Consider the following 24,667-nt stretch of genomic DNA (forward strand, 5'->3'; position numbering starts at 1 on the left):
GGAGTGAAATCAATGTCATTAGGAATTAGTGGAAAATTCAAAAAAGTTTCGGATAATTTAAGTCTAAGAGATTCTTATGGCTCCTTAGTTCTAATTTGCTTAGGAGGTGTTTTGTTAAACGTATTCTTTCAGGTTATCCTGTTTTTTAATTATCTCAAGTTAGCCACCAAACCCCCTCCCACTTTAGTTCAATTATCTAACGGCGAATCGATAACGGTTAAGGGAATAGGCAACAACGATAGAACCGATGAATCTATCCAGAAATTTGTTCGAGATATTCTATCTTTAACATTCACTTGGACGGGAACTCTTCCGACAACTGACCCAAAAGCACAAGGAAATTATCAGAAAGATGCAGGCGTTTCTATTAAAATCCCCGGCCAACCTTCTGAGCGCAAGATTACGACAGCCGCCTGGGAAGCGAGTTTCGCTTTTGAATTGCATTTTCGGGAGGAATTTCTGAAATTATTAGCCGAGTTAGTCCCAAAATCTGTGTTTACTTCAGATACTCAGATGGCTTTTATCCCCGTTTACATCTCTTCGCCTCAGTTAGTCGCACCGGGTAAATGGAAAGTGGTCATCCTTTCCAATCTGATGATGATTAAGAATGGAGAGAAGATGGGCGAATTCCTGCCCTTTAATAAAGAAATTTACGTAAGGGCTGTCGTTCCTCCTAATTACAGCTTTTTACCCCCTGATAATCTTTCATTATCCCTAGCCCAACAAGTGATTAATATGCGCCAAGGGGGGTTAGAGATTTATGCGATTACAGATTTTAAACAGCAGGAGCTTCAATAATGGTCAATACAATAGATAATCCCTCCATCCAAAAGAGTTCAACAGATGAAGTGGAGACAGATAATGATGAATTAACCCCTTGCTTATCGGGTTGGACTTGCGAAAAAGTTAACAGTTTAATAGGAATAGAAAATGACTCACAACAAGAACAATTTTTCCCCAATTTTGAAGAAGAATCAACCTTATCTGTTGAACAAGAAACCGGAGAAAATCAACAAAAAGCCAAAACAAAAAAGTTACCTTCTATCTCCAAAAACCCTTACATGAAACTTGGGTTAATAGCCCTAATTTGTGGATGCGGTGTAATCTTTATTGGATTATTTCTGTCAAATGCCCCATCTTTTCGTTCAGAAAAGGGGACATCTCCTCAACAAGCGGACGCTCAATCTAAAAAAAAGACAAAAACCCCCACCCCCGAGGAGCAAATCGCCATCTATAAGGCTGAGGCGGCATTATCGTCACAATCACAACAACTAAAACAAATGAGAGAAGCTGCCGATAAATATCATTCTAATGAACCTCTTCCACATCCAGTGCGGAACGAGTTCCGCACCCCAGTCAGAGCGGCTAATAATCCATCAACTGTACAACTGGAAGCAAGAGCCACTGATACACCATTACCTACATCTACAACTAGAACTATTCCTCCTTCTAACACACTTTATAGAGGAAAAATAAGTTATGCCCCTGGAGGCTATGTTAGTCGGGTACCTCAAAGGCGCATCAAATTACAACCCAATAATTTCTCAATACCGATAAGACAACAATCAATAGGTAACTCAACTACATTGAGTCATAGCTCTAATTTACGTGCATTGCCTGCGGCTACTAATTCGATTGATCCTATCAAACAATGGCAACAATTAGCCCTACTCGGTTCTTATAGCGCCGCATCCGTACCTTTTAATGCACAAAATACCGAACCATCTGAGGATGATTCACAGGGTAAAGTCTTGGATATGTCATCTAGTAATGAGGCTGATAATGGATCAATAAGTAATGATAAAACGCCTGTTATCCTAACCTCATCTACGGGGGATACAGAAGAGATGCAATTATTGGGAGACTCAGTACAATCGGGCCGCCTCATCCCTGTGGGAACAAAAATACCCGGAGAAATTGCTACATCGATTGTCTGGGCGCAGGGGACTCAGCAGTCCGAGCCTTTCGTGGTCACCATTACCGAACCGGTACGAGATCGCAACGGGGTTGAAGTTCTCCCACCCGGCACCGAAATCGTTTTTGAAGTTAAAGGAGTACATGATAGCGGTATGGTCCAAGGAAACCCTGTCGCTATACGAATTAATGGTCAAGAAATAGAGTTAGCGCCAAATGTATTTGGGTTGAGGGCATCTGGAGGTAAACCGTTGATTGCCAAATTAAGGAATGGTGCCGGGGGAGAGTTAGCTAGACAGGATGCAATTGGGTTCGTCGTCGGTGCATTGGGGAAAGTCGGGGAAATTGTCAACCGTCCCTCTTCCACATCAACTAGCAGTGGGTATGGTAGCTTTGAAAGTTCTTCTACTTACAATGACCCTAACTTGATGGGTGCTGTCCTTGAAGGCGGATTCAAACCTTTAAGCGAACAGTTGCTCGAACGTAACAAAAAAGAAATTGACGATTTGGAGGGAAGGGAAAGACTTTGGTATCTCAAGCAAGGAACAAAGGTACAAATTATCGTTAACAAATCACTGGAGTTATAAACGATGAAGTCATTTGTATTAAGCGGCTTAGTTGTGGGATTATTTGCTTTACCTGTCTTATCGCAGACTAATATTGTCCGACTCCTCCCTTTTGGTAATTCTGATGGACAAACCCGACAAAGGGAGCCGGAGACGATATATCTATCCAATGGTCATGGAGTTACCATAAGCTTTCTATCATCTTCTGAATCTATCAAACAAGCATGGTTAGATAATCCCTCATTTGTTGTATTATTTGCTGATGGCTGTCTCCAGGGTTTACAGGATAATTGTCAACAACAAAAAGGTGATATTAAAGTTCTCCACCTCAAGAGGATAAACGATTTAAAAATACCAGGACTTCCCCCATCGCCAAGAAGCTTGCTAACCGTTATTACTCAATCAACTGAGGGGAAGGGAAGCGTTTATCTTTTTAAGATTGTTAAATCTACTAAGCCTAGCTATTTAGTCTTTGAAATTACGGCGGTGGAAAATGATGAATCGGTCACCGTCAACAATCACCAAATACTTCAAATATTTCGACAGGGAGTATTAGTAGCCAAACAACAAAAATTCTTAACTGAAGGTTCTCCCTTAGATAAAGAAGTCCACAATTTTCTCACCTACTTATCTCTTGGTTTATCTGTGGAAGATGCAGCCAGTAAGTCCGGTCTTTCAGAAAAAGTAGTCGCTCGTTTACAGGAGTTAGGACAATAATGCTAATCAAACCCCTTTGGCTCCGCCAACTCAAACTCCCCTATTTTTGGGGACTAGGATGGGGATTATTTTGGGTGCTTAGTTTCATGATGCTAATGATTAAGCCTGGAATGTCTGATGAATATCCACCCGTTACATTTGAATCTTTACCACCCCTTAATGAGGGAGTTTCATTCATTTTACCTGATGGCAAAAAATTTACCCTCCCATCTGGTCAGCGATTAGAGACGTTCTTAACTTTGGAAGATTTAGGCTTCGGTTCTTTGACTTTAAATAAGATCATTACTTCAATTAATAGCTCTCCAGAAAATTATTCTCTTGACCAGTTTGGCTATTTCTTTAAAGCGAATTTAGGGCAAGTGTTAAATAATGTTAAAGGATTAGGCAATTATCCCTTGAAGGCTATTCCCCTTTTTCAAAATCTTTTGAAGTCCAAAGGATATAAAATCAATAAGGTACAGAATACTCTTCTTAAAGATTTAGTCAAACAATACCCAGAGTTAAATCAGCTTTCCTTTAAGAACTTTGACTTATCCTTATACAATTTATTGTCAATTCCTGGCTTAACTAATACTCCTTTCCTTCAGTTCAGTAATTGGCAAAGTTTGAAGGTTAATGAGGTTCCTGCTTTGGTTGAGTTTCCCCTTAATTTCCTTAACATGGATGAAGGATTTGCTGTTGTTGACTTAGTGTTGGGTAAATCGGAACATCCCACTAACCGCAGTGTTTCTGGTAGCTATCAATCAGGTTTTAACAAAAACTGTACCAAAAACTGTGCCCACATAGAATTAGCCGCTAATCCTGTAGTTGCTGGAGGGCAGTGGATAAGCGGCAAGGAGCAAAAAGTAAGCGGCGGTAACGGCTGCTTGAAATCGGTCAACGGTGGTGATGAACCCACCGGCAGACACCCCTATGGCAACTCATTTAAGGTAGTCGTCTGGAATGTTGATGAATCCACAGATAAGGTCGATACTGTGTTGTTTTTTAGAAAAAAGGTTTGGTGTGGGGCAACACCCTATTTTATAGGCCCCATACCGTTTCAAACTCTTTCTACTGGTGATTCTATCTTCGTTGGTTTGTAGATGTCTTATTATATCGGTCAATCAAGCACCCCCCCTATACCAACTTCATCCATAACTAATTTCCTCAACACCCCGTCAGGATTAGCTTTACTGGGGTCGGTTGCCGCATTCGGATTACTCTCATTGCTTGATGATAGTAATAAAAAGGGTAAGCTTGCTACTAGCTATTGGGGTAGTGGTAAAGAGAAACGTTTTGCCGCGCGCCGTGCCGCTTTGCAGATAGAAAATCCTAAAAGGAACTCGGCTGCATTATACTTGGGAATGCCGGACGAGGTTCTTTTAAAGTTACAACAACAATGGGTTCTCGATAATCGAAAGCAATTTTTAAAGAGAAAGCCATCCCCTAATACCTTTTATGTTCCCGATATTCAAAGAGGTATTTCGGTTTTAGGGGGCGCAGGAACGGGGAAAACGTTTTCAGTAATAGACCCTCTCATTAGATCTGCACTAGACCAAGGATTTCCCACCATTATCTATGATTTCAAGTACCCTGCACAAACTTGTCGGGCTGTGGCTTATGCGCTCAAAAGAGGCTATAAAATCAGGATTTTTGCCCCGGGATTCCCTGAATCGGATTCTTGTAATATTTTAGACTTCTTAAAGGATGCTGAGGATGCTGTAGCTGCCGGACAGTTGGCACAAACTATCACCAAAAATTGTGATATCAGTAATGGTCACGCATCGGGTGATAAATTTTTCGAGGATGCGGGTGCTACGTTGGTTGAGGGGATTTTCTTACTCGCTAAAGCCGTTGCCGCATTTAAAGGTAAAGAATATGCTGATTTGATGACCGCTTCGGCGATCTTATCGTTGCCCGAACTAGGTAAGCGGTTATTATACGCTCAACAGCAATCATTATTCCCCATCTGGACGATGCGCCCACTAGCGCAGGTTATCAGTGTTAGCGGCTCACCCGAAACTGAGTCGTCTATCGTCGGTACTGCACAACGGACGTTTCAAAAATTCCTCAAGAAAGACTTCATCGGTTCGTTCTGTGGTGAGTCAACATTACCCCTGGACTTGGATGGTAAAACCCTGGTTATCTTTGGCTTAGATAGGAACAACCGCGATATTGTCGGTCCATTACTAGCGGCTACCTTACACATGGTAGTGTCTCAGAATGTTAGCCGTGTTGAACCTCGACGCGACCCTCTGTGCGTGTTCTTGGATGAATTGCCGACAATTTACCTCCCTCAGCTTCAAAATTGGTTCAATGAGGCTCGTGAGGACGGTTTCTGCGGTGTAATCGGCGCTCAAAATCTGGGTCAGCTAGAGAGAATATACGGCAAAGAACTGGCTAGAATCATTTTTGGCGGCACGGCCACCAAATATTTATTTAATCCCCAAGACGTTGAGTCAGCCAAATATTTTTCCGAATTCTTGGGAGAGGTTGAGGTTAAGTTTGATTCAAAAAGCCGCTCAAAAAATACCGGCAAACATGGGGGGGGTGGTAGCCGTTCTACTTCCGATAATCGTCAGAAACGTCCCTTGTTTGAACCCGCGCAGTTCCTTAAATTGCCCACTGGTAAGGCTATAGTTATTAATCCTGCTTACCGCAGGGGTGGCGATAATTATGTGCCGATCCTACAAAAAATTCATGTTGCCCGATGTGAAAGGGCGGAGATGGAATGGTCAGAGAGTCGTTGGCCCTTCATCCTTAAGTATCTCAGAGAAACTAGAGCTAATCACGTTACTGATGAGATGCGGCGATCTCAGTTTGAGGAACGATTAGCTTTAGTTGATGAACTATTTCCTCTGCCGCCAGAGAATTCTCATAATAACGTCCGAGGCCAACAACAAAATCCAAAAAGAAATCAACAACAATTATCAGCGACTGTTCCTACAACCAACAGTCAATCATCAGATAGCAACATTAATTCTATCCACGATATCACTTGTTAAACTTATGATCTCAGAAAAAATTAAGCAGGAATTACAATCGGCCAAACAAAAAAAATTAGACCCATTGCCCGCCGATTTAGAGATTGAAACTCTTGAATTTTTTGATCAGTTTGGTATTATGGGTGGCTATACTCCATTAGGAAGTTTTGAATTAGAGCGCTCGACCAATTCTACCCTCGAATTTATAGCCGTGTATGTCAATGGACTTTTGGCTTATTTTTTGGACAAACCCGGCACAAATGAAACAGTTCTTTTTGATCGACTTCAAAATTTAAAAAATCGAGGTATTTTAGATTTAATTGGAGGATAATTTATGACGGTTACACCAGTTAGTGAAAGCCATGTTGGTCAAATGCAAAGCGCGTTAATAGCTTTTGCACAAACTTTCTTAAAAATGGAAGGGCTTAAATTAGACGAAAAAAACCAGGAAAAAAAACCCGAAAATCATGATGAACCTCCCAAGAAAGAAAACTCTTCTCAAAAATCTCAAAAAGATTCCGAAAATACCCCCTTTCCTTCTCCTGATGAGCGAGGAAATAGCCAAGGTCATGAAGAAAAACTACAAGAAAGTAATTTAATACCTCTAATTGAAATTTGGCAGAACGGTAATCTTATTAAAGGTAAAAATGTTGATAAATTAGATGCGGTTCTAAATATTCGATTGGAAATGGCACATCAACTCGCGCAACCCGGGCAAATTATTAAAGGTCTGGAAAATCTTGAAGTTTTGGGAATTTTAGGACAAAAGTCCACAACCTTATTTAAAACAGATGAGCAGGGCAAAGTTGAAGTTAATCAAAATTTTTCAACACTTTTAGAAGAAACAAGAAAGCCTGCTTTTTCTAAAGCCAAAGAAGATAGACCTCAACAAAACCTAAATTCCGCGCCAGATATAATCACTCAATTGATTAACGATTACGAGGCTTTCCGTACAGACATAAAAGCCGATATCAAAAATGAAATACACTCCTCATTCAAGGAGATGTTAAAGGAGAGAAATCAAAAACCTCGTGACTATCAATGGTGGCAAAAAGCGGCTCAAAGACCTGGGGCACTGTGGGATTTGTGGAGAACAAGGCGATCTCAACAATCGGCGGCTTATACAATAACACAGCTTTGGCAGTCTGAAGCTGCCCCTAACGATAAACTATACCAAGCCAACGGTTATTCAGTTTACCGAGAAGGCAACGAGTTTAAGCTGGAGGACAATCAAGGAAATGAACTCTTAAGATTCAAAACCAACAGTCTTGGTGCTGCTATGGTGACTCAATCCCATCTAAAAGACAAAGATTTAGATGCTTTAAAAGACCTCAAACAATCGTTAAAATCCGGTCAACTAACTGAAGACTTCATGACTGTTGATAAGTTAGCGACTTCAAGAGAGATACGAACTCTCAATATTGTTGAGCAATTGGTGTCATTATCTAAGCAAACCAGTGCTAAATCGAGGCAAGAAAGCGATGAAAATAATAGGTATTTGATTCGTTCAGCTTCTAATGGAGAGGTGGTTATTTTGAAAAAAGATGAATTAAATCAGCACAAGATAATTTTTCAAAGAACTGCCCAAGGTGTAGTTAATCTAATGACCAAACAAGACCTAGAGCATTTAGAGAATGTTTTAAAAATTAAAACTCAATCGGCAATAGAGCTTAATCGTCAGATTGAACAAGTTCGTAATACCTCTACAGTTAGAAGAAGGGGTCCTTAAAATTCACCCATTTTCTTTTGACAGCTTGATTAATAATAGTCTTTTACTGCCAATTTGATTAACATTTGATGAGGAGTACAGGATGGAAAAAGAACTAATAAAAAATTTAAAATGCTTCAAAGGAGCTTACTTAAGTTTTCCGGCTCTGGAAAGAACCCAAGTTAAACATAAATTTTTACAACAGTTATCGAGGAATTTAAATATTCCTGTTTATTACTGGAATTTAGCCACTAAAGAGTTAACAGATCTCAAGAATTTTACCATCGAGCTAACCCATGTACAAGAATTATTTGGAAGCTTACAGAACCACTTTACAGATGGGATATTCTGTCTGGAAAATATAGGAACATTATTACATGATGAAATTCAAACCGAAAGGGAAACATTAACAACCTTGTTAATGGATACCTTGGAAAATTTCAAGCTGTCTGAGAACAAATATCTAATTTTGCTTGATATTGAGGAGTTAGAGTTACCAACGCATCTCAATTCTTTGTTACCTTCCGTAATTTATCCCTTACCTACTGTTTACGAGATTCAACAGATACTAGAGGACTGCAATAAGAGTAGCGGCATATCCTTGGAAATAAACGATCACCTCCTCAACTCAGTTTCAGGGTTATCAGCCGCAGAAATCGAGGTGGGTTGTCAGTTGGCACTTTTTGAAGAAAATTTTGCCGACGGTTTGTATCAATATAAAAAACGGCGACTCCTCGGGCTAGGCTTAGAATTCCTACCTACTCCAGACCTCAACGATTTTGGCGGCTTGGATAGGTTGAAACTGGGTATTGAACAAGTAGCTTTAGACTACTCCGCCCTTGCAAGGGAGTATGGATTGCCTTTTCCCAAGGGGTGGTTACTCGCAGGCCCTCCAGGGACGGGAAAAACTTTTGCCGCTAAAGTTGTTGCAAAAAGGCTAGGGTTTCCTTTAATTAATGTCGGGGTGGATTTAGTTAAATCCAAGGGTTCTGCTTATCTTAAACGTCTATTACAACGTATAGAAGCGGCTGCGCCGGCTGTATGTTACTTTGATGAGTTCGATAAATTTTTTGACCCTGAAGCGGCACTTACAGCAAGCGGCACGAAGGGGGAAGTTTTGGGCGTATTGCTAACCTGGTTACAGGAGAAGCAGAGTAAGGTGTTTGTTATCGCCACTCTCAATAGATTAGATGCACTGCCGCCAGAATTAACACGGGCTGGTCGGTTTGATAAGATTTACTATGTTGGTTTCCCTCAAGCTATTGAGCGTAAAGAGATTTTTCAGCTTCATGCCGGACGTTTTGATGAGCGATACAGGGTAGGTGATGGACCATTGGGGGAAAGGGAGTGGCGTTTACTTCTCTCAGAAACCAATTACTGCACTGGGGCCGAAATAAGGTTAATTGTGGAAATGGCGGCTAAAGATAGGTTTTATAATAACAATCCTATTACCTTGGAATTCAACGATTTTGTTCGAGTTCGTCGTCAAATTACGCCTTTATATGTAAGGGATACTGAAAGGGTTTTGGCGATGGAAAATCGAGCCAAAAATATTTCACAAGCGGCATCTAGTCCTGATACTTCCGTGTTCGCTCCCGAAAACTGGGATTTGTGGGGTGATGAGGAAAATTAAAGATTTCAAATTGACATTAAATTTTCTTTTAATTCCAAATCCGTTGAATATTATAGCTATCAAAGGCTAAGTCTCGACTTAAAATAGAAACACCTTCAACTATTGTCTGTGCGATGAGAAGCCGGTCAAACGGGTCATTATGATGAAACGGCAGAGTGGAAATAACAAACAGATGACTTAAGCTGATTGGCCAGAGTTCAAAATCTTCGAGTTTTACCTTTTGTTGTATATAATCTTCTATAGGTAAAGCTAAAGTTAATTTATTTTTGCTCTGTTTAATGGCAATTTCCCAGACAGTAGCTATGCTTATTAACTTTTGACATTTAATATCCTCCATTAAAATTCGAGCGGTGTTACTTAATTTAGGGTCGCCGCTAAAGAACCACAGGAAAGCATGAGTGTCTATCAATAATCTCATTAGGTATAATCCTTGAAATCATCTAATGGTTCATCAAAATCGTCGGATAAAAAAATTAAACCCTTGTCGCTACCGAAAAGAGGAGAACGTTCAGCAACGGATACGAGGGAGACTAACTTGGCCATAGGTTGATTTTGGACTTTGGACAAAAGAAAAAAATAATTAGCGTAAATATTACGCTAATATAAAATTGACAATATTCCCTCTACCTCAGCCGGTAAAAATTGCTGAGTAATCGGAAAAAGAACAGCTTACTTGGCGATTTGAAAGTCCGCTTTTACTTGTTCAGTTTATTTTTTTGTCTTTTTTTGATAACTTGATGGCGAGTTCGTGGGACTTGTTTATAACCTTTAATACGTCCAGAGGAATAACCCCGACGTTTGGGAGAAGAGGCAAATGTGCCCAATGTTGAAATTATTCGCTCAAAATCTCTTTGAACTAAACTAGGAGAAATTTTAATTAATTCATTGGTTTTTAAATACTGTTCCCAAGGGCGGGGCAAAACAACAGCTAATTTTCTAGCCGCCCATAAATTTACATAAGCCAATAGTGTTAATTTGAACCAGTTTTCTTCGTGCCTTACATCGGGAGTAGAATAGGCTGTCATTAATAATTTCTGTTTACTAAATCTGAAAAAATGTTCAATATCATAACGTTGTCGGTAAGATTGATAGCAATCAATCAGACTTAACTCTTCACGGCGAGAACCGATGACTATAAGCCACATAGGCTGCCAAACAGCATTATTAACTTCATCAGTGATGAGAATTTGTAGTAAAGTAAAAGGATAACTGTTCATTTTATAATTTTTATTTCCTCTCATTAACATCTGTTTCCATGCGGAAATTGTAGTGGTCAGTTGACGACCTGTTTTAGTAGTAAAGACGCATTGAGTAACTTCATTGGGTTGAGTCCAAGTGTTCTCATCTTTTAGGTCAAATTTATCCCCGTACCAACGGGGATGTCCCGACTTTTTTTGAGTAGTTATTTTCTCAATAAATTGTCTATAAAAAACCCGATTACTTCTGACTCGCGTAATAGTAACTAAGTTTTTATAATTGACTTGTTCGCCGATAAAATCTCGTTGACTATAAAAATTATCAGCGACTAAAACTGATAACTCTTGTCTTGAAAACGAAGAGCTTTCAAAAATTTCTTTAAGTTGTTTATTGCCCACATTCGCTGCTTTATCGTTACTCGGTACTCTTTCTCCTGATAAAGGAACTGCCCAAGGCTTATTACCTGTTATTGTTGGGTCAGGTAAAGCGCAGATAACTGAGTAAGTATGTCCAATATTTATGGGTTTATTTCCTTTAATAGGATTAGGATAATGGATAAATTTTTTATCAGCTAATACCGGTGAATACGGTCGTTGATAAGGAGTTGTATCTATTGCAAATAAGTTAAAATGTCGGGATTGAGATAATGGTATAGTAAGAGAAACTGCCTTGAGTAAATCTTTAATTTGTTTTAAGTATTCATCCTCAGTATCCTCAGTTTGATAAGGAAAAAATTCTTGAATTCCTTTATATAAACTGTTATAATTTCGTCTAAACAAGGGATTAAGAGATAATTCCACTACTGATGTTGCTTGTTGATTACTGGAGAGTGCATCTATCAACTCTATGAGAGACTCTTTTCTGGCTTTAAGCCCATTAAAAAGATTTTCCCTCCAACGACGAAACTCTTTAATTGCCTTTTCAGTTTCTTGATTTTTCATGGTCATTACTAACTTTTTCAAATATTAGCGTAATATATACGCTAATATAAAGGGAGGTCAATAGTTTCTCAAGATGTCAAATGGATTCCCAAAATTGTCTGAAAACCAATCAAGACCCGACCCGAAGAGCTAGACAAATTAAAAACCTAATCCGCAAATTTAAGCAAAAAATTCAGAAGATTCAAAACGAAGGAGAAGTCGCTCCCCCTAATTGTCATATTATTCGTTACCAAGTTACCCTTTCATCAAAAAATCTATTGGTATTATAAACTACAAGCCGCCGAACCTATCTTTACACGAGCCACTGACAGCCAAAAAAAAACGCTTAGATGTATATTTAGGTAAAGCTGGCAGTGAAGCTCATATTGATGCAATAGAGAAATTAACAAGAAGAGATCTTATTGATGAGTTAGAAAGGGTTATTAATTCTCTTCTGTGAAAGCTACTTGGATATTTATTTTGGAGGAGAAGTAGAAACCGACTCTTCCTATTGTACAGAAGAATTAAAAGATGATTGATTTTTTTGCCGCTTCTCAAAAAAAACTTTTTAATTAGCGTATTTTTTACGCTAATTAATTTTCTCCTTTGTCCAAAGTCCAAAAATATTGAGATTAATTTTAAAATGATTATGACTACTGAGACTGATACTAAAAATTCAGCTATTGAAACATTGCTCAATCCCGTTGTTTCAAAGGACAAAGGAACACAGAATTTGTGGGTTTTGTTAAGAGATGTAAAAAACTTGCTCAGTCAGCAGAATGAACTCCTACAAGAAAATAATCAGCTACTAAGACAGCTTCTCCAAAAAGAAGCTACCAGTAATTATGAAGAGTTCGAGCCGAATTTCAAAGCTACCTTAAGCGAGTATAAGCATTTCGCTTGGGACAGCATCGGAGCAAAGGTCATATCTTCCGATGGCGAAGGGGTCACGGTTGTACAGTACCGTTCAAAAGTCTTTGAGCGCCGCCGTTCCTCGGTTGACGATGTGAAAGGTGCGGCTATTTGGTTTTCCTGTGCTACGAAAGCGACAGACGGGAAAGTTAAATATTTAAAGCTGATAACTTTTAGGGAAAAGTCGGGAATTAGACCCTTACATGGAGAGATTAAGGAGCAATTAGACTAATTTATTATCTAAATTACTTAAATAGATCTCCTGTAGAGTTCCTCCAAACTCTGATTATTTTTCTATGTTGACTTTTGAGAATTTCATATATACTTAAATAAAGTGACGCTAAAATAATCATGTCTAACTCGATCAAATGGCGTTCCGAATCGCTACCTTCAGCGCAATCTAAAACTACAATCGTACAGTTATCCTTATTTTAAGTTTTATTTTTTCCCCCAAATGACAGGCATCGTCGCTACTTCTGAGGCATCTTTATCTTATCTTTATTATTCTCATCGTTCTAGCTTTATAAAAATTATAAAATAGCTAGAACAAAACCTTAAACACTCATACACGCTCAACAGGAGATTACTTAATGGTTAAACAGAAGGAATGTGCCCTAGGCTTTGACTGCGCCGGCATGATGCAGGTGGTGGGAATTGACCCCGCCGATTGTGACAATTATCTAACCTGCCGCGCGGCGAGAGGGTTGGGGCCCGATGACGAGTTCGAGTTGATCCGCAGGATAGGCAGAACCCCCGAAGAACAACAACAGTGGCAGGAATGGGCAGAACGAGCAGCAGCCCGTTGGAACTCCGAGCGAGAAATTATCAGAACTACTAGAAGGCGTTTAGCACTCGCAATGTTGATGCAGCGTGGCTGTCCTCAGACTGTAGAAAGTTTAGGGTTGCTATCACTTTATAATGAAATAATGGATCTAACCATCGATTTGAGTGAGCATTTTAATTCTTACCAAGATGAATACATAGCTCCCCCTGAATGCGAGGTTCATGTATATAGTGTTAGAAGACCTTGGGGCACTTACGGCTATAATAAACTAACCGCCAAACAAAATATTTTTGAACCTGCCGATCGCTCCTTTAAAGTCAAAGTTATTCATTTAAGTGGCGATGATGATCCCCGAAACCTACTCGCGCGTGAAGGCATACAGCGACGGAATAAGCTTTTAAAAACTAAAACTAAGCTTCAAGAAGTGGCGAGGCTTTTGAGAGAATGCCTAGAGTAGGTATTATTAATTATAGTTCTAGCTTTATTAAATTAAAATTTAAGCTAGAACAAATTTAAAACCTATACATAACGAGGTAGCCTGGGATTTTAAGCGAAAAACCGAAAATTAAGCCTCTAAAAATTGTTGTGCCATTTCCCATCCCCCCTCAACCAAGGGAGTAATTAGACTTAATATGCCCGCCTGTGTGGCGGCATCTTCCTGCTTTAGTTCTCTCAAAAAGTTATTAATCCCCAAAACTTTTATGGCAGCAACAAACTCCCGCCCCATTTCTATGGGGTAGGTCTCGGCTAACCCAAGCCAGGTACGCAAAAAAGAATCGGTAATTTGGTTGAGAGAAATTATTCCAGTTCCTACAGGATCATTGAATACGTCTTGGAATAATTTCTGAAAGTCTTTCCAAGATAGTGTTTCACCTTTAAAAAGCTTGCTGACACAACTTTGAGTAACCCCCAAACCAGCCGCTAAAAGCTCTTGGGTAATTTTCTGTCCAGTGATCATTAATTGTTTCGCAAATGTCAGCAACTTAAATTTCTGTTGTTGGCGTAGTGGTGCGGCAGTCGGGCAAAATTCCAGCATATCTTGATTGATAACAAGAGCGCCCGTATCTCCTAAATAACTTAAGTCTTGTTCTGTACCGACAAAGATGATGATGAATTCTCTATCCGGTTGCAGGTGAACCCGTTGCCGCCCGGCAGTCTGCCTGAACTTCTCTTTAACTTGGGCTTGATAATATTCTTGCAGTCCATCCAAATGACCATTAAGCAACCAATATCGATCTCGTACTGATCCCCAGTTGTCCCAAGGAGTTCCCAAGCAGATTAAAACTTTCAAGCCTTTAAAATGGTTAGTGCCGCGTTCATCCTTTCCGAACCAATGCTTATACCCTAAAGAGTCAGCATGACATTTTTGCCCAATAATGCCTACATTATCTTCGCCGTATTGATTAATTGTCTGCTTTAGGAATTCCTGTAATTCTTCAGTGCAAGTATTAGACCAGTTGTTAGATTTCATGCCGGGCAGGTTAATATTGTAAACGGTCAAATTATCGAACATTGGGGCAATTTCTTCGACCTCTATAATTGTATTGGGATCTAGCCCCAAAGTCAGGCAAGTTTGTTTTTTGTCACCGGTGGCATCAAGAAACAGGTTAAATCCTGCGGCATTCGCTAACTTTTGGTGACGAGCGTCGGGGATAGAAATCGTTAAATGACCGTTCTTTTCTAACTTAAAAATGCCCGGCTCAAGTTTTGCCCAAATCAAAAGAAAATGTAACAACCAGTTAGAAGGTAAATTTTTGACATTCTGATAGGAAAGTGCGTTAGCTTCTCTTTGCATCGCGGTTCGGGCCGCCGCCGCCCATAACTTTTCTGCATGAGATGACCATTTACCGCCGTTCTCAAGCGCTCTAACGGAATCCGGCTTAACAAGAATATTATGAAATGAGAGGGCAGATTCTATTTTTTCTATGAAGTCGGTACCCAAAATTTCTTGGGGACATTGGCCAATCAATTCTAAAAGATCCCCTTGACTCAAGCCGTAATATTTATTAGATTTTTTTTGCCCAGGAACATAGTTTTTTTCGTCCAATTTTTGCGCCATCTCAACACCTAATTTGTATCCCCCTTCGATCAATTCTCGAATAGGATTTAATTGATGAGCCAGGTGTGAGAGTTCAGGAATTAGGGAGACGATTGTAGCAATAGCTCGGTCATAATCAGTAAGCTTGGCACTAATTTCTCTGACTCCGGTAACCAGTAAGGAAGCTTCCTCCCAAGCTAAGATTTTCTTTCTCAAATCAAGACCATCAAGTGGGATTTCATTGCCCTCCTCATCAAAGGATGGCTCCTGGGGAACGGGCAACTGATCGGGATAAGCCGCAGCATTAGTTCCTGCGGCACTTGATGCCATAGCTTCCATGCGTTCATACAAGAAACCGTAACCGTCTCCCCTCTCGGTACGACACAGGGGAATATATTTGTCACCTACTTTAACTCGCTGATTCCAAAAAGGACACATAGCACAGATCGGATTGGGGGGATGTCCTTCCCCACCACTTCCCTCGATATCGTAACCGAGTTGATGAATGGTATTGAGCAAATCGGCATTGATACAGTTACTCTTGAGTGCAGCGCTTGTTTTTTCCTCTTCAGTTTTTGCTCTCACTAACCGTCCCTCAAGAGTTAATAACATACCATCGTGACGGGTGGGCATGATGACAAACTGGTCCTTAATTTTATCGATCGATGGATTCTTATAATTCACATCGAGGTAAATCACATCTTGGGCAATTTCAGTAATGCGATAGGATTTGCCACTGCCAGTATAACTTCTATCCCAAGCACCTCTCCAACCCAATCTTTTTAGTTCTAGATAAACTGGGGTAATTTTATTCTTGTAACAAGTTTCAAACAGGATACGCGGGGCGGCTTTCCCTTGGTAGTCGTTGGGGGTAGGCAGAGGCATATTGTCCGTGTACTTGATAATTGAGGGCGGTTGATCTTTAATGGCGGCAGCTTTTTGCTCGACAACTGATGCGCCGAATCCTTTGCGCCAGTGTCGGGAAACTTTTAGGACTTTTTGGGCTATATGCTCAAAGAATGACTGTTTCTGCCTTTGAGCAACATTCTTTTGGGCACGAAACAGTGCCGCCGCTCCACTGTCTGTGACCGGTTCCGGCAATCCCTGCTCATTAATCCCCCATTGGGTTTCTGGGACAGTAATACCAGCATAACTACAAAATTCAGTAGCCGCTTCTACCCATTTCCTCCCTGAAGGATAAGCGGCATTAAGACCATGTTGAAGATACCACCAATAAGCGAATGCTCCTATTTGACGGTTATCGGTGCAAGAGGGACAAGCGTAACCCCAACCCCCCTCACCGCGACGGGGCGCTATCCAGCCGGCCGTCCCCGACTTCGATTCATGCCAGGGACAGCAACCCCTAGCGCGAGTTATCCCAGACCATTTCCAGCGATGACCACTCCAGTTGAACCCATCGCTTCCTAACCTGGCTTCAGCTTCCTTTACCAGTTCGATTAGATTATTAGTCGTGTCGTAATGTTTTTTGGATAATTGTTTAAGTTGCAGTCTTTGTTGTTGTTGCCGGTGTTCCTCAAGAAGTTGTTTTTCATAACCGTCCAATCCATCTACAAGTACATGACGCAGCCGGGAGTATTTTTCAGGTGCATTTAAAGTGCTAGTTAAGATAGGTCTTAGGGTTGTTCTCCACCAGTCATCGGTTATCGTCACAGGGAAGGTTAAATCGAGCTTATTATAGGCTCGTTTGAACCCATCGATAAATTCATCGTAACTGTATTGATGGTCGCCCCAATACTCTAGAACCTGTTCCTTATTCTTTTCCTTCCGCAGGAATCCGGCCAACCGCATGGGTTGATGTGGGTTACAAACGGCAGGATCTCCTAGCACGATGATCGCTAATAGTCGCCGCAGATAGATCCACTGGTTCATGGGAAAGTCAGAGTTGCCGCGCCAATGGGGATGGACTGATTTGCCGCCTGAGTTGATGGCACTGTCAGGATATAAGCCGCTCAAACTCACAAAGCGATTGATCTGTTCCCATTGCTCATCATGAGTTCCCCAGTCTAATTCTGCACCAATGTCGGAAGAAGCCTGGCAAAACTCTTTAAGGGGGTAATCGCCCGGTTTTCCGGGTAAGTAAAATACTCCGCCCTCGAGTGTTTGGGATCGCTCTCTTAAATACTCGTAGATGTTGGCTATTTTCCCGGTTCGCTTGCGGTTAGTTCCACTGCCTGACGTTAACCAAAAATCCGGACATAAATTTACATCATCTTTTTTACCGACTAAAAATTGATTGTGGCTGAACTTAAGCCAGATGGTTTGATTGTGTGAATAGACGCGGCTTATACACCAGTCGAAGGCTTCGCGCCCGTTGAGTGTTTTGTTTAAAGCGTTGAGTTTGATTGTTTGATGCGACATTATATTTACTCCAACAACATTTAGTGACAAGTTGGTGGAGATTCGCCGGTGAAGTTAGCTGCAAGCGTGATTATGATCGAATTGTTATGTAATTAGAGGCTGGTGATGCCTCTTTAAAGATAGAGGAGGGGAGGCGATCACTATACATATACCGAAGACGGCACTATTTATAGCGATCGCTTATTTGTACTAACTTCACTGTCTTTTTTGGGGAATCTCCAGCATTTTTTCGGTTTCCAATTGGATATATCCGAGATTTGACCCGTGTTACTCTGTCGGTTAACAATGCTTTGATTGATAACCGTAAATTGACTGCTCGTCAACTGCACTCATCAATGAGTAACCGTTGACCTCGCATCAGTTTTTTGATGAGTCTTGTCTTTTCCCTGAGTGAGATCGCTCTTTATTAAAAAGAACAATCATTAATCATCGATAAATTGAGATAGAACTGGTAAACGTTAGACTTTGCTTATTTCTCCTAGTTATTTGTTGGTTATACCAATGAAGGGGTATTAATAGGAGTCGAAAGAGGTATTTTCAAAAATTTTTACAAAGATTCCCTGTCAGCTATCTGTACAAGTCACGGGATAGCTGTTAGAATATCGTTATATGAAAAATTTAAAAATTACTCTTTCATTGTCCTGCCTCCAGTGATAAGGGTTTGAAGAAGAGAACTTGAGGTAGAAACCCGTCCAAATAGGAGCTAAAGCCGTCCGTTTCCGGAAGCCAACCAGAGGGACGGTTGTTTAGCGTTTGGGGGTTCAGTTCAGGGGTTCTCAGTATTGGCATAAAGTACGACCTCGAATTATGCACGTTTTGGATCTATCTTACTCCTTATTTCCACGTAGGGGAATAGGGATTAAGAATTGTTGCATACAGTCACGTCAAATCATTATTCTTTCGGGTTGGCTGGCAAAGAATAAGTTGACTCTGTTAATTTCAAAGGTTTTAAAATCTTGCCTAAAATGTTTCGACGAAGCCGGCGACAGCGAAGCTGCACTGCGTGGTCACGCTCACGTAGTGGCGCAGAGCGCAGTGGCGCGAAGCTGTCGCGCATCGGGCGGCGGTTTCTCTATTTTATATGTAATTAATAGAAACAAGACTGTCATAATTAATGATTGCCTCCTTGCTGCCTTTACAGTAAGTGGGTAGTCGTCCTGCTTCAGGTCTGAGATACCTGTTGCGGGGCGCGTTGATCTTTTTAGAACTATCGTACCACAGGGGGGACAAAAAAAGCCACTGTCCAATGTCGTTAATTTGTCGAACAAAAATTTTATAAATCATAAGATTAGCAATGGGTAAAGTAAACCGAATAATTATTTATCGGTCAGGGAAATTGTTATCAAGTAATACTTGCGGCACAGAGTCCGGTTTTTATTGTTTAAGAACCGCTCCGAAAGCTGCTTGTGCAATCAATAATTTAAAAATTCGCCTCCTCCTATCCACAAGATTTTTTTTAAATTTGCCCATTTAACTTTTAAGTCTCAATAATTTGTCGGGGATTCTAATTTTTTTGCGTCGATTCCCGTCTGGGTAAAACGGCTATTATTAATATTAAATTAACTCTATATAAAGAAAATAAATTACCCCTTGGGTAGATATTTTTTAAGAGCGACAAAATCTCACTGTACGGAATTATTAAGTTTTATTACACCCCCTTACATATAGCTAAAAATTATTAACTTTTTTCTTCCATAAATTAAATTCTTGTAGCTAAGGACGTTAATCATTCCAGATAATTTCGTCTTCTGATGAAACCCAACAACTTCTAATCAACAAAGGAAAATAAGAATTTCCCTTGTCTCGACGGGGTTGCCGAATTTCTAATCGGGATAGCAAAGCACGAATAGGTTCACGAAATTCCTTTTTCCAGATTCCGTCCTCTATATTTTTGGTAATTAAGTCTTCTAATTCCTGTTCATTGTTAAAAACCGAGGAAGTGATAATGTAATCTACATCTTCTTCTAAAACCTCGCCAAATAAAATATCGTTGATACAAGAAGACAATGATATTCCAATCATGTAAAATGTGACGGTAGTGTTAAGCTTTCATTCGACAAAAAATTTTTTGTCGAATGAAATCGAGTTCTAAAAACAATTATAATCACCGATCTATTGGACTATGGATAATTAATTAATTCTCAAAAATTTTTCAAGCCAATAAATTTAACCGTCAGAGATAATTAAGGCATCAAATGGCAAAAATATAGGCTTTTAATCCATTACTCAAACCTTTACCCCCCCCCCCCCTAAATTTTAGGTTATTTAAAAATATAAAAGTTAAAAAAGATTTTTCCAAAAAAGCTAATTACCTGACAAAAACTGAACGGCAAAATACCATTCTAGCTGTTCGGTTTCCGAAAAACGCACTTTTACGCCTCGCCCGTTGACTTGTACCACTGTCGCTTTTTTTCCATTGGCTTTCATCGTTACCACGTCTCCCACAGAAAACTCAGAATATGGTATTAGCGCTAATTGAGGAATCGAAGGATCTAAACTCATTACTCCTGTGGGTAATAAATTTATTTTGTCCCAAAAATCAAAATTTTCACGCTTATGCCATAAGGCTATTAATTCTTCATATCGTGCCTTTTCTTTTAAAGAGAGTAAATCAACTTCAGCCTCGAGCAGTGAGTGGGGAAACCGTTCCATTAACTGAAAAAATAGTTCAGCCTCGCGACTTTTTAAAGCCTGTTTTAATAATTCTTCCATTATTCTTTGTTCTTGTTTTGAGCTTGAATAAATGAGTAATTAAACCAACGTATCATCCCCTCCGCTTCTTCACCGCCAATATCTGTATCATGCTGACCCAATAATTTTTGATAAGCACTTTTAATAGTTTCTGCTGAGGCATCTTCTTCTATACCTAATGCTTCCCAACAACTTGTTGGTTGCATATTAAAAGTAGGAACCGTATAGCTGTTGCCTTTTCGGGTACGATATTTGGAGCCAGCTTTTCCAAACTCCAACTCCATCATATACTTGAACCAGGAAAACGAGGCATCAGGACGTATGCGATGTAAAAAATTTAGATAAATTTTGGTATGGGCTTCAACATCAATCATTCCAAAAATTGCCCCAACAAACCATTCATCCGGTGCTAAATAACCGAATTTATCATAAAAAAGCTTGATAACTCGTCCTGGATTTTGTTGTTTTCTATATTTGGTTTTCATTTGTTGACGAATGTAGCGCAAATGGGTTTCTTCCTCTTCACTGAGCAATTCTCCAAAAACGGGTTCATCCCATTCCTCCTCATCTATAATCGCTTGTGACCCGTTGATAGAAGGAAACTCAAAGCCGCATAGAGGACACATTAAAAATAGTATTGGCACGATGGAATGACACCGAGGACACTCCTTTTGCGTAACTAATTTTCTTTTTAAGTTGGGGCATAAAGTAATCGGAAACTTCTCTGTAAATCGTCCTATACGGGTAAAGTTGCCTCCAAAATCAAGAAACAAGCAATCTTTTTTTCCCGGATGCAATCTTGCTCCCCTGCCGCACATCTGAATTAAACGAGAGCGGGAACGAGTGGGACGAGCAATGACTACGGCTTCGATGGAAGTTTCATCGTATCCCTCAATTAACGCATCACAACTGACTAACGTCTGGGTTTCTCCGTTTTTAAAGCGGGCGAAGATTTCGGTTCTGTCTCCGTCCCTTGTGTCTCCAATAACCATTTCTGCGGTTATTCCCGCATTTATTAGCTGTTCGGTTAAGTCTAGTACCTGTTCAACAAAAGCACAAAAAAAGATCGTTTTTCTATTCGGTGCATACTCAATAAAATATTTAACAACGGTGGTGTTATAGTCACTATTGCAAACGGAGCGGATCGAAGCCACCGAGTAATCTCCGGTCTTGGAGTCGACTTCAAGCCGCGAAAAATCGGCTATTCCACCAAAGCCAAAATGCCGCACTTGACAGAGATACCCGATCTTAATTAATTCTATAGGGGCTGGCCCTCTGACAAGGCAGTCAAACAGATGACAAAATCCTTCTGTGGGTTTTGTCCTCCAGGGCGTTGCTGTCAATCCAACGAAGAAAGTAGGGGATAAGGCCAATACTCCACCTGAATAGTAGTTAAAAATTTTTTTGGTAACTTGCCAACCGGGTCCAGTGGTGTGACATTCGTCTAGGACGACCAAACCGATGTCACAGGGAAGTTCTCGGCTTTGCAAACTTTGCAGCATCGCTACCTGTACGGGTAAGCTTTCATCCTGACTGTATTCCGACGCTTCATCAGATCCCCATATTACCCCACAATCAATGTCAAAATCCCGTTTTAAGGTTTTAACGGTTTGCCCGACTAAAGGTTTACGATGCACGATGAACAAAACTCGTTTACCTCGCTTAACTGCATCGACAATAATGCGCGAAGCAATTGCTGTCTTGCCGCCGGCTGTGGGCAAATAAATCAGGCAGGACTTTTTGCCTCCCCCATAACGACCATCTCGTCCTTTTTGAAAAGGGCTTCTGAAATAATAGTAAGTTTCATTGATAATAGTTTTTTGATAATCTCTTAATTGGAAAATATTTTGAGGTTCGACGACTTGTTCAATTGAATCTGAAGCCGGCTTTTCTTTAAATTGGATCATGCTTAAAATGATTAAATATAAGTTCAGTTTATCGCATTAACGCCACAAATAGCGGCATAAGCAACAGCGACGCTATTGCTGCACTGCGTGAGCGAAAAAATTTAAAAAGCTTAAAAAGTTTAGTTTTTCCCCACCCCACAAATAGCCGCATAAGCAATACCGATAGCATCTAGCCGCTCAGTTGGTCTAACTTGCAGATTAAAAAGTCCGACAAAGGTGTCTGTAATTTCTTCATTATCTGCGCGGTAATCACAGACATGGGATTTCCACTGTCCACTGTAGAGACGCACTGGTACTATTTGCTTTTCTCTAAAACATACTAAGTCCACTACTCCGATAACTTCTAAAGCATTCTGAATATTTTTAGGGTTCTGTTCGGACTCAGTATTAAGGTAAGGAATTTCTATGGCCACATCAGTCGGGTTAAATTCTCGTAGGATTTCCACTAAGTCTTGTTCCAATTCTGACAATCGTTGAGATGTGGGACGCTTTGGGGTTGTTGTGATTGTACCGTAATCTAATATTAGGGGTAGATCATAATCATTGCCAGCTTCTTCTAACACAGCCCATCGTAACGTACCCAGGGCCGGATCGATTCCTAATGTGCGTTTATTAGTTGTAGGAACAATGGGACTCTTATTGACACTAGGGGATGAAGGGATATCCAATAATTTAGCAAGAGTTGCTTCTAAAGTTTTTTCACCCCATTGTTGTTGATAATCTTCCAGGCGCTTCCAAATTGCTGGTTGAACTTTTAAGGTTTTGGGTTTGTCCTCTATGTTGTCTCGTTTATTAATATTTTCTATGTTCATGCAGCCCAAATTGCCGTATTTATTTTGATACAAGCGCTCAGTGGACTTAAATCCAGTGATCTCAAGCCGGATTTTCCCTACAAAAGAATGGGCGGTTTTCGTTAATGTAGCTATGGCTCGATCACTGTATTTTCCCCATTCTTCATCTTCCAATAACATTTTCACGGCATGACGTTTATCAGCAGCCGAACGCTTTAACCCATGAGTTGCGTTAGCTCCTACAGCATATAAAATAGCCGCGCGACGGTCGCCAAGTTTTAAATCAATTTCAATTTCTCGATAACCAACACGAGATGCGGCATGATAGCGGTGATGGCCATCGGCTAACCAATAGTTTCCTGTTGCAGCTTCTAGAAAGACGGTAAGGGGTGGAAAAATGCAGCCATCCTGTAAGGCTTGAGTGTACTCTATGATAGTGGCTTCGGATAAACCGGCCCTAGCGAAAGTGCCACCATCAGTACGGATTTGAGTTAAAGCCAGCCGCATCAAACCAACCCAGATAATAAATCGGAAATCTCGCCCTGCACGTCTAGTCGATTATCGTCATAGATCATAAGAGTGTTCAGGTCGGCATGGCGACTAAGTTTTTGCACTTTTCTCACATCCCCTCCCGTTGCGTCCAGGGCGGCTGTAACACTACTATGACGGATACGATGGGGTGAGAGCTTCTTAGTGATGCCGGCCCCTGTAGCAATAGATTCCACTATTTTATAGATAGCCGTCCCCGTCAACCGGTGACCGTAACTTGACCTGTCGAGGGCAATAAAAAGAGGTTGGTTGATATCTAACTCCCGTCGGGCGTGTAACCACTGTGTTATCGCCTCGACTGTAGGACGCGATAGGGTTATCGACTGCTTCTGCTGTCCCTTACCTTTTCCCAAAATTAGCAGAGAACGCCCATCTAAGTCTAAATCTTTAATATCAGCCTGCTCAATTTCACCCCGTCTGAGGGCATTGTCCCACAACAGTCTGAGAATCGCATAGTCCCGTTTCCCTTTTAAGGTATCGAGAGCGGGAATGGCCAACATTTTACGGTAAGCCTCCTTGCTGATACCGGTGGTGTCTCTATATCTTACAATTTTATCCCCTTTTACCTCGGCTAAAGTAAAACGACACTGCCCCAACTGATTGCCCAATCTTACCAAAGATTTTATAGCCGCTAACCGGCGGTTGACAGTTGCTTCCTTTAACTTCCTTTCATTGCTCAAGTGCGCTTTGTACTTCAATACCAACGAGAGGGCGGCAAATTGATCTAACTCCAAGAACTCCTTAACTATCTCGGCTGTCGGTTCTTCCACCCCGGCTACGTAATAAAAGAAATCCCGTAAATCCTTGGCATAAGCGTTTTGGGTATTACGAGATCGCTTGCCGGCCAGCAGTTGAGCCAGGACATCCGGCTCACTATTGATGAGTGCAGATTGGTAAGAAGGAACGAGCGCAGAAGAAGTCATGGGGTTAGGTTAAGATAATGAAGCTTTTAATAACCTCCTCAACTTAACATAACACCAACGGAAAATGATTTTTTT

20 protein-coding genes are annotated in these 24,667 nt (G+C 40.6%); 11 read left to right on the plus strand and 9 right to left on the minus strand.

Annotation, left to right across the window (positions count from 1 at the left end):
* Positions 1-12: 12 nt before the first annotated feature.
* The 8 genes from CYAN7822_RS33755 (at position 13) to CYAN7822_RS33790 (ending at position 9,501) form a co-directional block, all read left to right on the plus strand.
* Entirely contained in the window at positions 13-798 is a 786-nt protein-coding gene (locus CYAN7822_RS33755; protein ID WP_013325728.1) for a hypothetical protein, read from the plus strand.
* The gene (locus tag CYAN7822_RS40030) at positions 798-2,501 is read left to right on the plus strand and encodes a TrbI/VirB10 family protein (RefSeq protein ID WP_013325729.1); all 1,704 of its coding nucleotides are present in this window, start codon (positions 798-800) and stop codon (positions 2,499-2,501) included. Before CYAN7822_RS33755 ends, CYAN7822_RS40030 begins: the two co-directional genes overlap by 1 nt.
* A gap of 3 nt (positions 2,502-2,504) precedes the next feature.
* On the plus strand, positions 2,505-3,197 hold the full coding sequence (locus tag CYAN7822_RS33765; RefSeq protein WP_013325730.1) for a hypothetical protein: 693 nt from the start codon (positions 2,505-2,507) through the stop codon (positions 3,195-3,197).
* The gene (locus CYAN7822_RS33770) at positions 3,197-4,279 is read left to right on the plus strand and encodes a hypothetical protein (RefSeq protein WP_013325731.1); all 1,083 of its coding nucleotides are present in this window, start codon (positions 3,197-3,199) and stop codon (positions 4,277-4,279) included. Before CYAN7822_RS33765 ends, CYAN7822_RS33770 begins: the two co-directional genes overlap by 1 nt.
* Positions 4,280-6,181: a type IV secretory system conjugative DNA transfer family protein gene (locus CYAN7822_RS33775; protein ID WP_013325732.1), complete on the plus strand. Its 1,902-nt coding sequence runs from the start codon at positions 4,280-4,282 to the stop codon at positions 6,179-6,181.
* Between the two features lie 4 nt (positions 6,182-6,185).
* Positions 6,186-6,491: a hypothetical protein gene (locus tag CYAN7822_RS33780; RefSeq protein ID WP_013325733.1), complete on the plus strand. Its 306-nt coding sequence runs from the start codon at positions 6,186-6,188 to the stop codon at positions 6,489-6,491.
* A gap of 3 nt (positions 6,492-6,494) precedes the next feature.
* Positions 6,495-7,889 (plus strand): hypothetical protein, encoded by a 1,395-nt coding sequence (locus tag CYAN7822_RS33785; RefSeq protein WP_013325734.1) that lies wholly within the window; start codon positions 6,495-6,497, stop codon positions 7,887-7,889.
* A gap of 82 nt (positions 7,890-7,971) precedes the next feature.
* Entirely contained in the window at positions 7,972-9,501 is a 1,530-nt protein-coding gene (locus CYAN7822_RS33790) for an ATP-binding protein (RefSeq protein WP_013325735.1), read from the plus strand.
* A 28-nt stretch (positions 9,502-9,529) separates the two neighbouring features.
* Here the strand turns inward: CYAN7822_RS33790 and CYAN7822_RS33795 are convergent, their stop codons facing one another.
* The 3 genes from CYAN7822_RS33795 to CYAN7822_RS33805 form a co-directional block, all read right to left on the minus strand.
* Positions 9,530-9,919 carry a type II toxin-antitoxin system VapC family toxin gene (locus CYAN7822_RS33795; protein WP_013325736.1) on the minus strand — a complete coding sequence of 130 codons (390 nt, stop codon included), beginning with the start codon at positions 9,917-9,919 and terminating at the stop codon, positions 9,530-9,532.
* Positions 9,919-10,068, minus strand: coding sequence for a DUF2281 domain-containing protein (locus CYAN7822_RS36630; RefSeq protein ID WP_280990625.1), 150 nt, complete (start codon positions 10,066-10,068; stop codon positions 9,919-9,921). The genes CYAN7822_RS33795 and CYAN7822_RS36630 overlap by 1 nt, the downstream gene beginning before the upstream one ends.
* 128 nt (positions 10,069-10,196) lie before the next feature.
* The gene (locus CYAN7822_RS33805) at positions 10,197-11,639 is read right to left on the minus strand and encodes an NF041680 family putative transposase (protein ID WP_041933402.1); all 1,443 of its coding nucleotides are present in this window, start codon (positions 11,637-11,639) and stop codon (positions 10,197-10,199) included.
* A gap of 80 nt (positions 11,640-11,719) precedes the next feature.
* Here CYAN7822_RS33805 and CYAN7822_RS40035 point away from each other — a divergent pair, with 80 nt between their 5' ends.
* The 3 genes from CYAN7822_RS40035 (at position 11,720) to CYAN7822_RS33820 (ending at position 13,771) form a co-directional block, all read left to right on the plus strand.
* Positions 11,720-11,908 carry a hypothetical protein gene (locus CYAN7822_RS40035; protein ID WP_245602621.1) on the plus strand — a complete coding sequence of 63 codons (189 nt, stop codon included), beginning with the start codon at positions 11,720-11,722 and terminating at the stop codon, positions 11,906-11,908.
* A gap of 359 nt (positions 11,909-12,267) precedes the next feature.
* Positions 12,268-12,762, plus strand: a complete 495-nt coding sequence (locus tag CYAN7822_RS33815; protein WP_013325737.1) for a single-stranded DNA-binding protein — start codon at positions 12,268-12,270, stop codon at positions 12,760-12,762.
* 358 nt (positions 12,763-13,120) lie between these two features.
* A complete protein-coding gene (locus CYAN7822_RS33820; protein WP_013325738.1) occupies positions 13,121-13,771 on the plus strand; it encodes a hypothetical protein in 651 nt (216 codons plus the stop codon).
* Between the two features lie 108 nt (positions 13,772-13,879).
* Here the strand turns inward: CYAN7822_RS33820 and CYAN7822_RS33825 are convergent, their stop codons facing one another.
* The 6 genes from CYAN7822_RS33825 to CYAN7822_RS33855 form a co-directional block, all read right to left on the minus strand.
* Positions 13,880-17,731 (minus strand): hypothetical protein, encoded by a 3,852-nt coding sequence (locus CYAN7822_RS33825; protein ID WP_013325739.1) that lies wholly within the window; start codon positions 17,729-17,731, stop codon positions 13,880-13,882.
* A gap of 1,722 nt (positions 17,732-19,453) precedes the next feature.
* Positions 19,454-19,753 carry a hypothetical protein gene (locus CYAN7822_RS33830; RefSeq protein WP_013325740.1) on the minus strand — a complete coding sequence of 100 codons (300 nt, stop codon included), beginning with the start codon at positions 19,751-19,753 and terminating at the stop codon, positions 19,454-19,456.
* A 282-nt stretch (positions 19,754-20,035) separates the two neighbouring features.
* A complete protein-coding gene (locus CYAN7822_RS33835) occupies positions 20,036-20,443 on the minus strand; it encodes a hypothetical protein (RefSeq protein WP_013325741.1) in 408 nt (135 codons plus the stop codon).
* A complete protein-coding gene (locus CYAN7822_RS33840) occupies positions 20,443-22,329 on the minus strand; it encodes a DEAD/DEAH box helicase family protein (protein ID WP_013325742.1) in 1,887 nt (628 codons plus the stop codon). Before CYAN7822_RS33840 ends, CYAN7822_RS33835 begins: the two co-directional genes overlap by 1 nt.
* 119 nt (positions 22,330-22,448) lie before the next feature.
* Positions 22,449-23,627 carry a crossover junction endodeoxyribonuclease RuvC gene (locus CYAN7822_RS37325; RefSeq protein WP_013325743.1) on the minus strand — a complete coding sequence of 393 codons (1,179 nt, stop codon included), beginning with the start codon at positions 23,625-23,627 and terminating at the stop codon, positions 22,449-22,451.
* Entirely contained in the window at positions 23,627-24,592 is a 966-nt protein-coding gene (locus CYAN7822_RS33855) for a tyrosine-type recombinase/integrase (RefSeq protein WP_013325744.1), read from the minus strand. The genes CYAN7822_RS37325 and CYAN7822_RS33855 overlap by 1 nt, the downstream gene beginning before the upstream one ends.
* Between the last annotated feature and the right edge of the window lie 75 nt (positions 24,593-24,667).

Origin of the sequence: Gloeothece verrucosa PCC 7822 (genome assembly GCF_000147335.1) — a bacterium.
In the GTDB taxonomy this organism is placed as follows: Bacteria; Cyanobacteriota; Cyanobacteriia; order Cyanobacteriales; family Microcystaceae; genus Gloeothece; species Gloeothece verrucosa.

Bases quoted from the DNA above. Each gene is read 5' to 3' on its own strand.
- CYAN7822_RS33775 (WP_013325732.1), top strand. From the start codon at position 4,280: ATGTCTTATTATATCGGTCAATCAAGCACCCCCCCTATACCAACTTCA.
- CYAN7822_RS33780 (WP_013325733.1), top strand. From the start codon at position 6,186: ATGATCTCAGAAAAAATTAAGCAGGAATTACAATCGGCCAAACAAAAA.
- CYAN7822_RS33795 (WP_013325736.1), bottom strand. From the start codon at position 9,919: ATGAGATTATTGATAGACACTCATGCTTTCCTGTGGTTCTTTAGCGGC.
- CYAN7822_RS33825 (WP_013325739.1), bottom strand. From the start codon at position 17,731: ATGTCGCATCAAACAATCAAACTCAACGCTTTAAACAAAACACTCAAC.
- CYAN7822_RS33835 (WP_013325741.1), bottom strand. From the start codon at position 20,443: ATGGAAGAATTATTAAAACAGGCTTTAAAAAGTCGCGAGGCTGAACTA.
- CYAN7822_RS33765 (WP_013325730.1), top strand. From the start codon at position 2,505: ATGAAGTCATTTGTATTAAGCGGCTTAGTTGTGGGATTATTTGCTTTA.
- CYAN7822_RS33770 (WP_013325731.1), top strand. From the start codon at position 3,197: ATGCTAATCAAACCCCTTTGGCTCCGCCAACTCAAACTCCCCTATTTT.
- CYAN7822_RS33815 (WP_013325737.1), top strand. From the start codon at position 12,268: ATGACTACTGAGACTGATACTAAAAATTCAGCTATTGAAACATTGCTC.
- CYAN7822_RS33790 (WP_013325735.1), top strand. From the start codon at position 7,972: ATGGAAAAAGAACTAATAAAAAATTTAAAATGCTTCAAAGGAGCTTAC.
- CYAN7822_RS33830 (WP_013325740.1), bottom strand. From the start codon at position 19,753: ATGATTGGAATATCATTGTCTTCTTGTATCAACGATATTTTATTTGGC.
- CYAN7822_RS33785 (WP_013325734.1), top strand. From the start codon at position 6,495: ATGACGGTTACACCAGTTAGTGAAAGCCATGTTGGTCAAATGCAAAGC.
- CYAN7822_RS40030 (WP_013325729.1), top strand. From the start codon at position 798: ATGGTCAATACAATAGATAATCCCTCCATCCAAAAGAGTTCAACAGAT.
- CYAN7822_RS33840 (WP_013325742.1), bottom strand. From the start codon at position 22,329: ATGATCCAATTTAAAGAAAAGCCGGCTTCAGATTCAATTGAACAAGTC.
- CYAN7822_RS33755 (WP_013325728.1), top strand. From the start codon at position 13: ATGTCATTAGGAATTAGTGGAAAATTCAAAAAAGTTTCGGATAATTTA.
- CYAN7822_RS37325 (WP_013325743.1), bottom strand. From the start codon at position 23,627: ATGCGGCTGGCTTTAACTCAAATCCGTACTGATGGTGGCACTTTCGCT.
- CYAN7822_RS33805 (WP_041933402.1), bottom strand. From the start codon at position 11,639: ATGAAAAATCAAGAAACTGAAAAGGCAATTAAAGAGTTTCGTCGTTGG.
- CYAN7822_RS33855 (WP_013325744.1), bottom strand. From the start codon at position 24,592: ATGACTTCTTCTGCGCTCGTTCCTTCTTACCAATCTGCACTCATCAAT.
- CYAN7822_RS33820 (WP_013325738.1), top strand. From the start codon at position 13,121: ATGGTTAAACAGAAGGAATGTGCCCTAGGCTTTGACTGCGCCGGCATG.
- CYAN7822_RS40035 (WP_245602621.1), top strand. From the start codon at position 11,720: ATGGATTCCCAAAATTGTCTGAAAACCAATCAAGACCCGACCCGAAGA.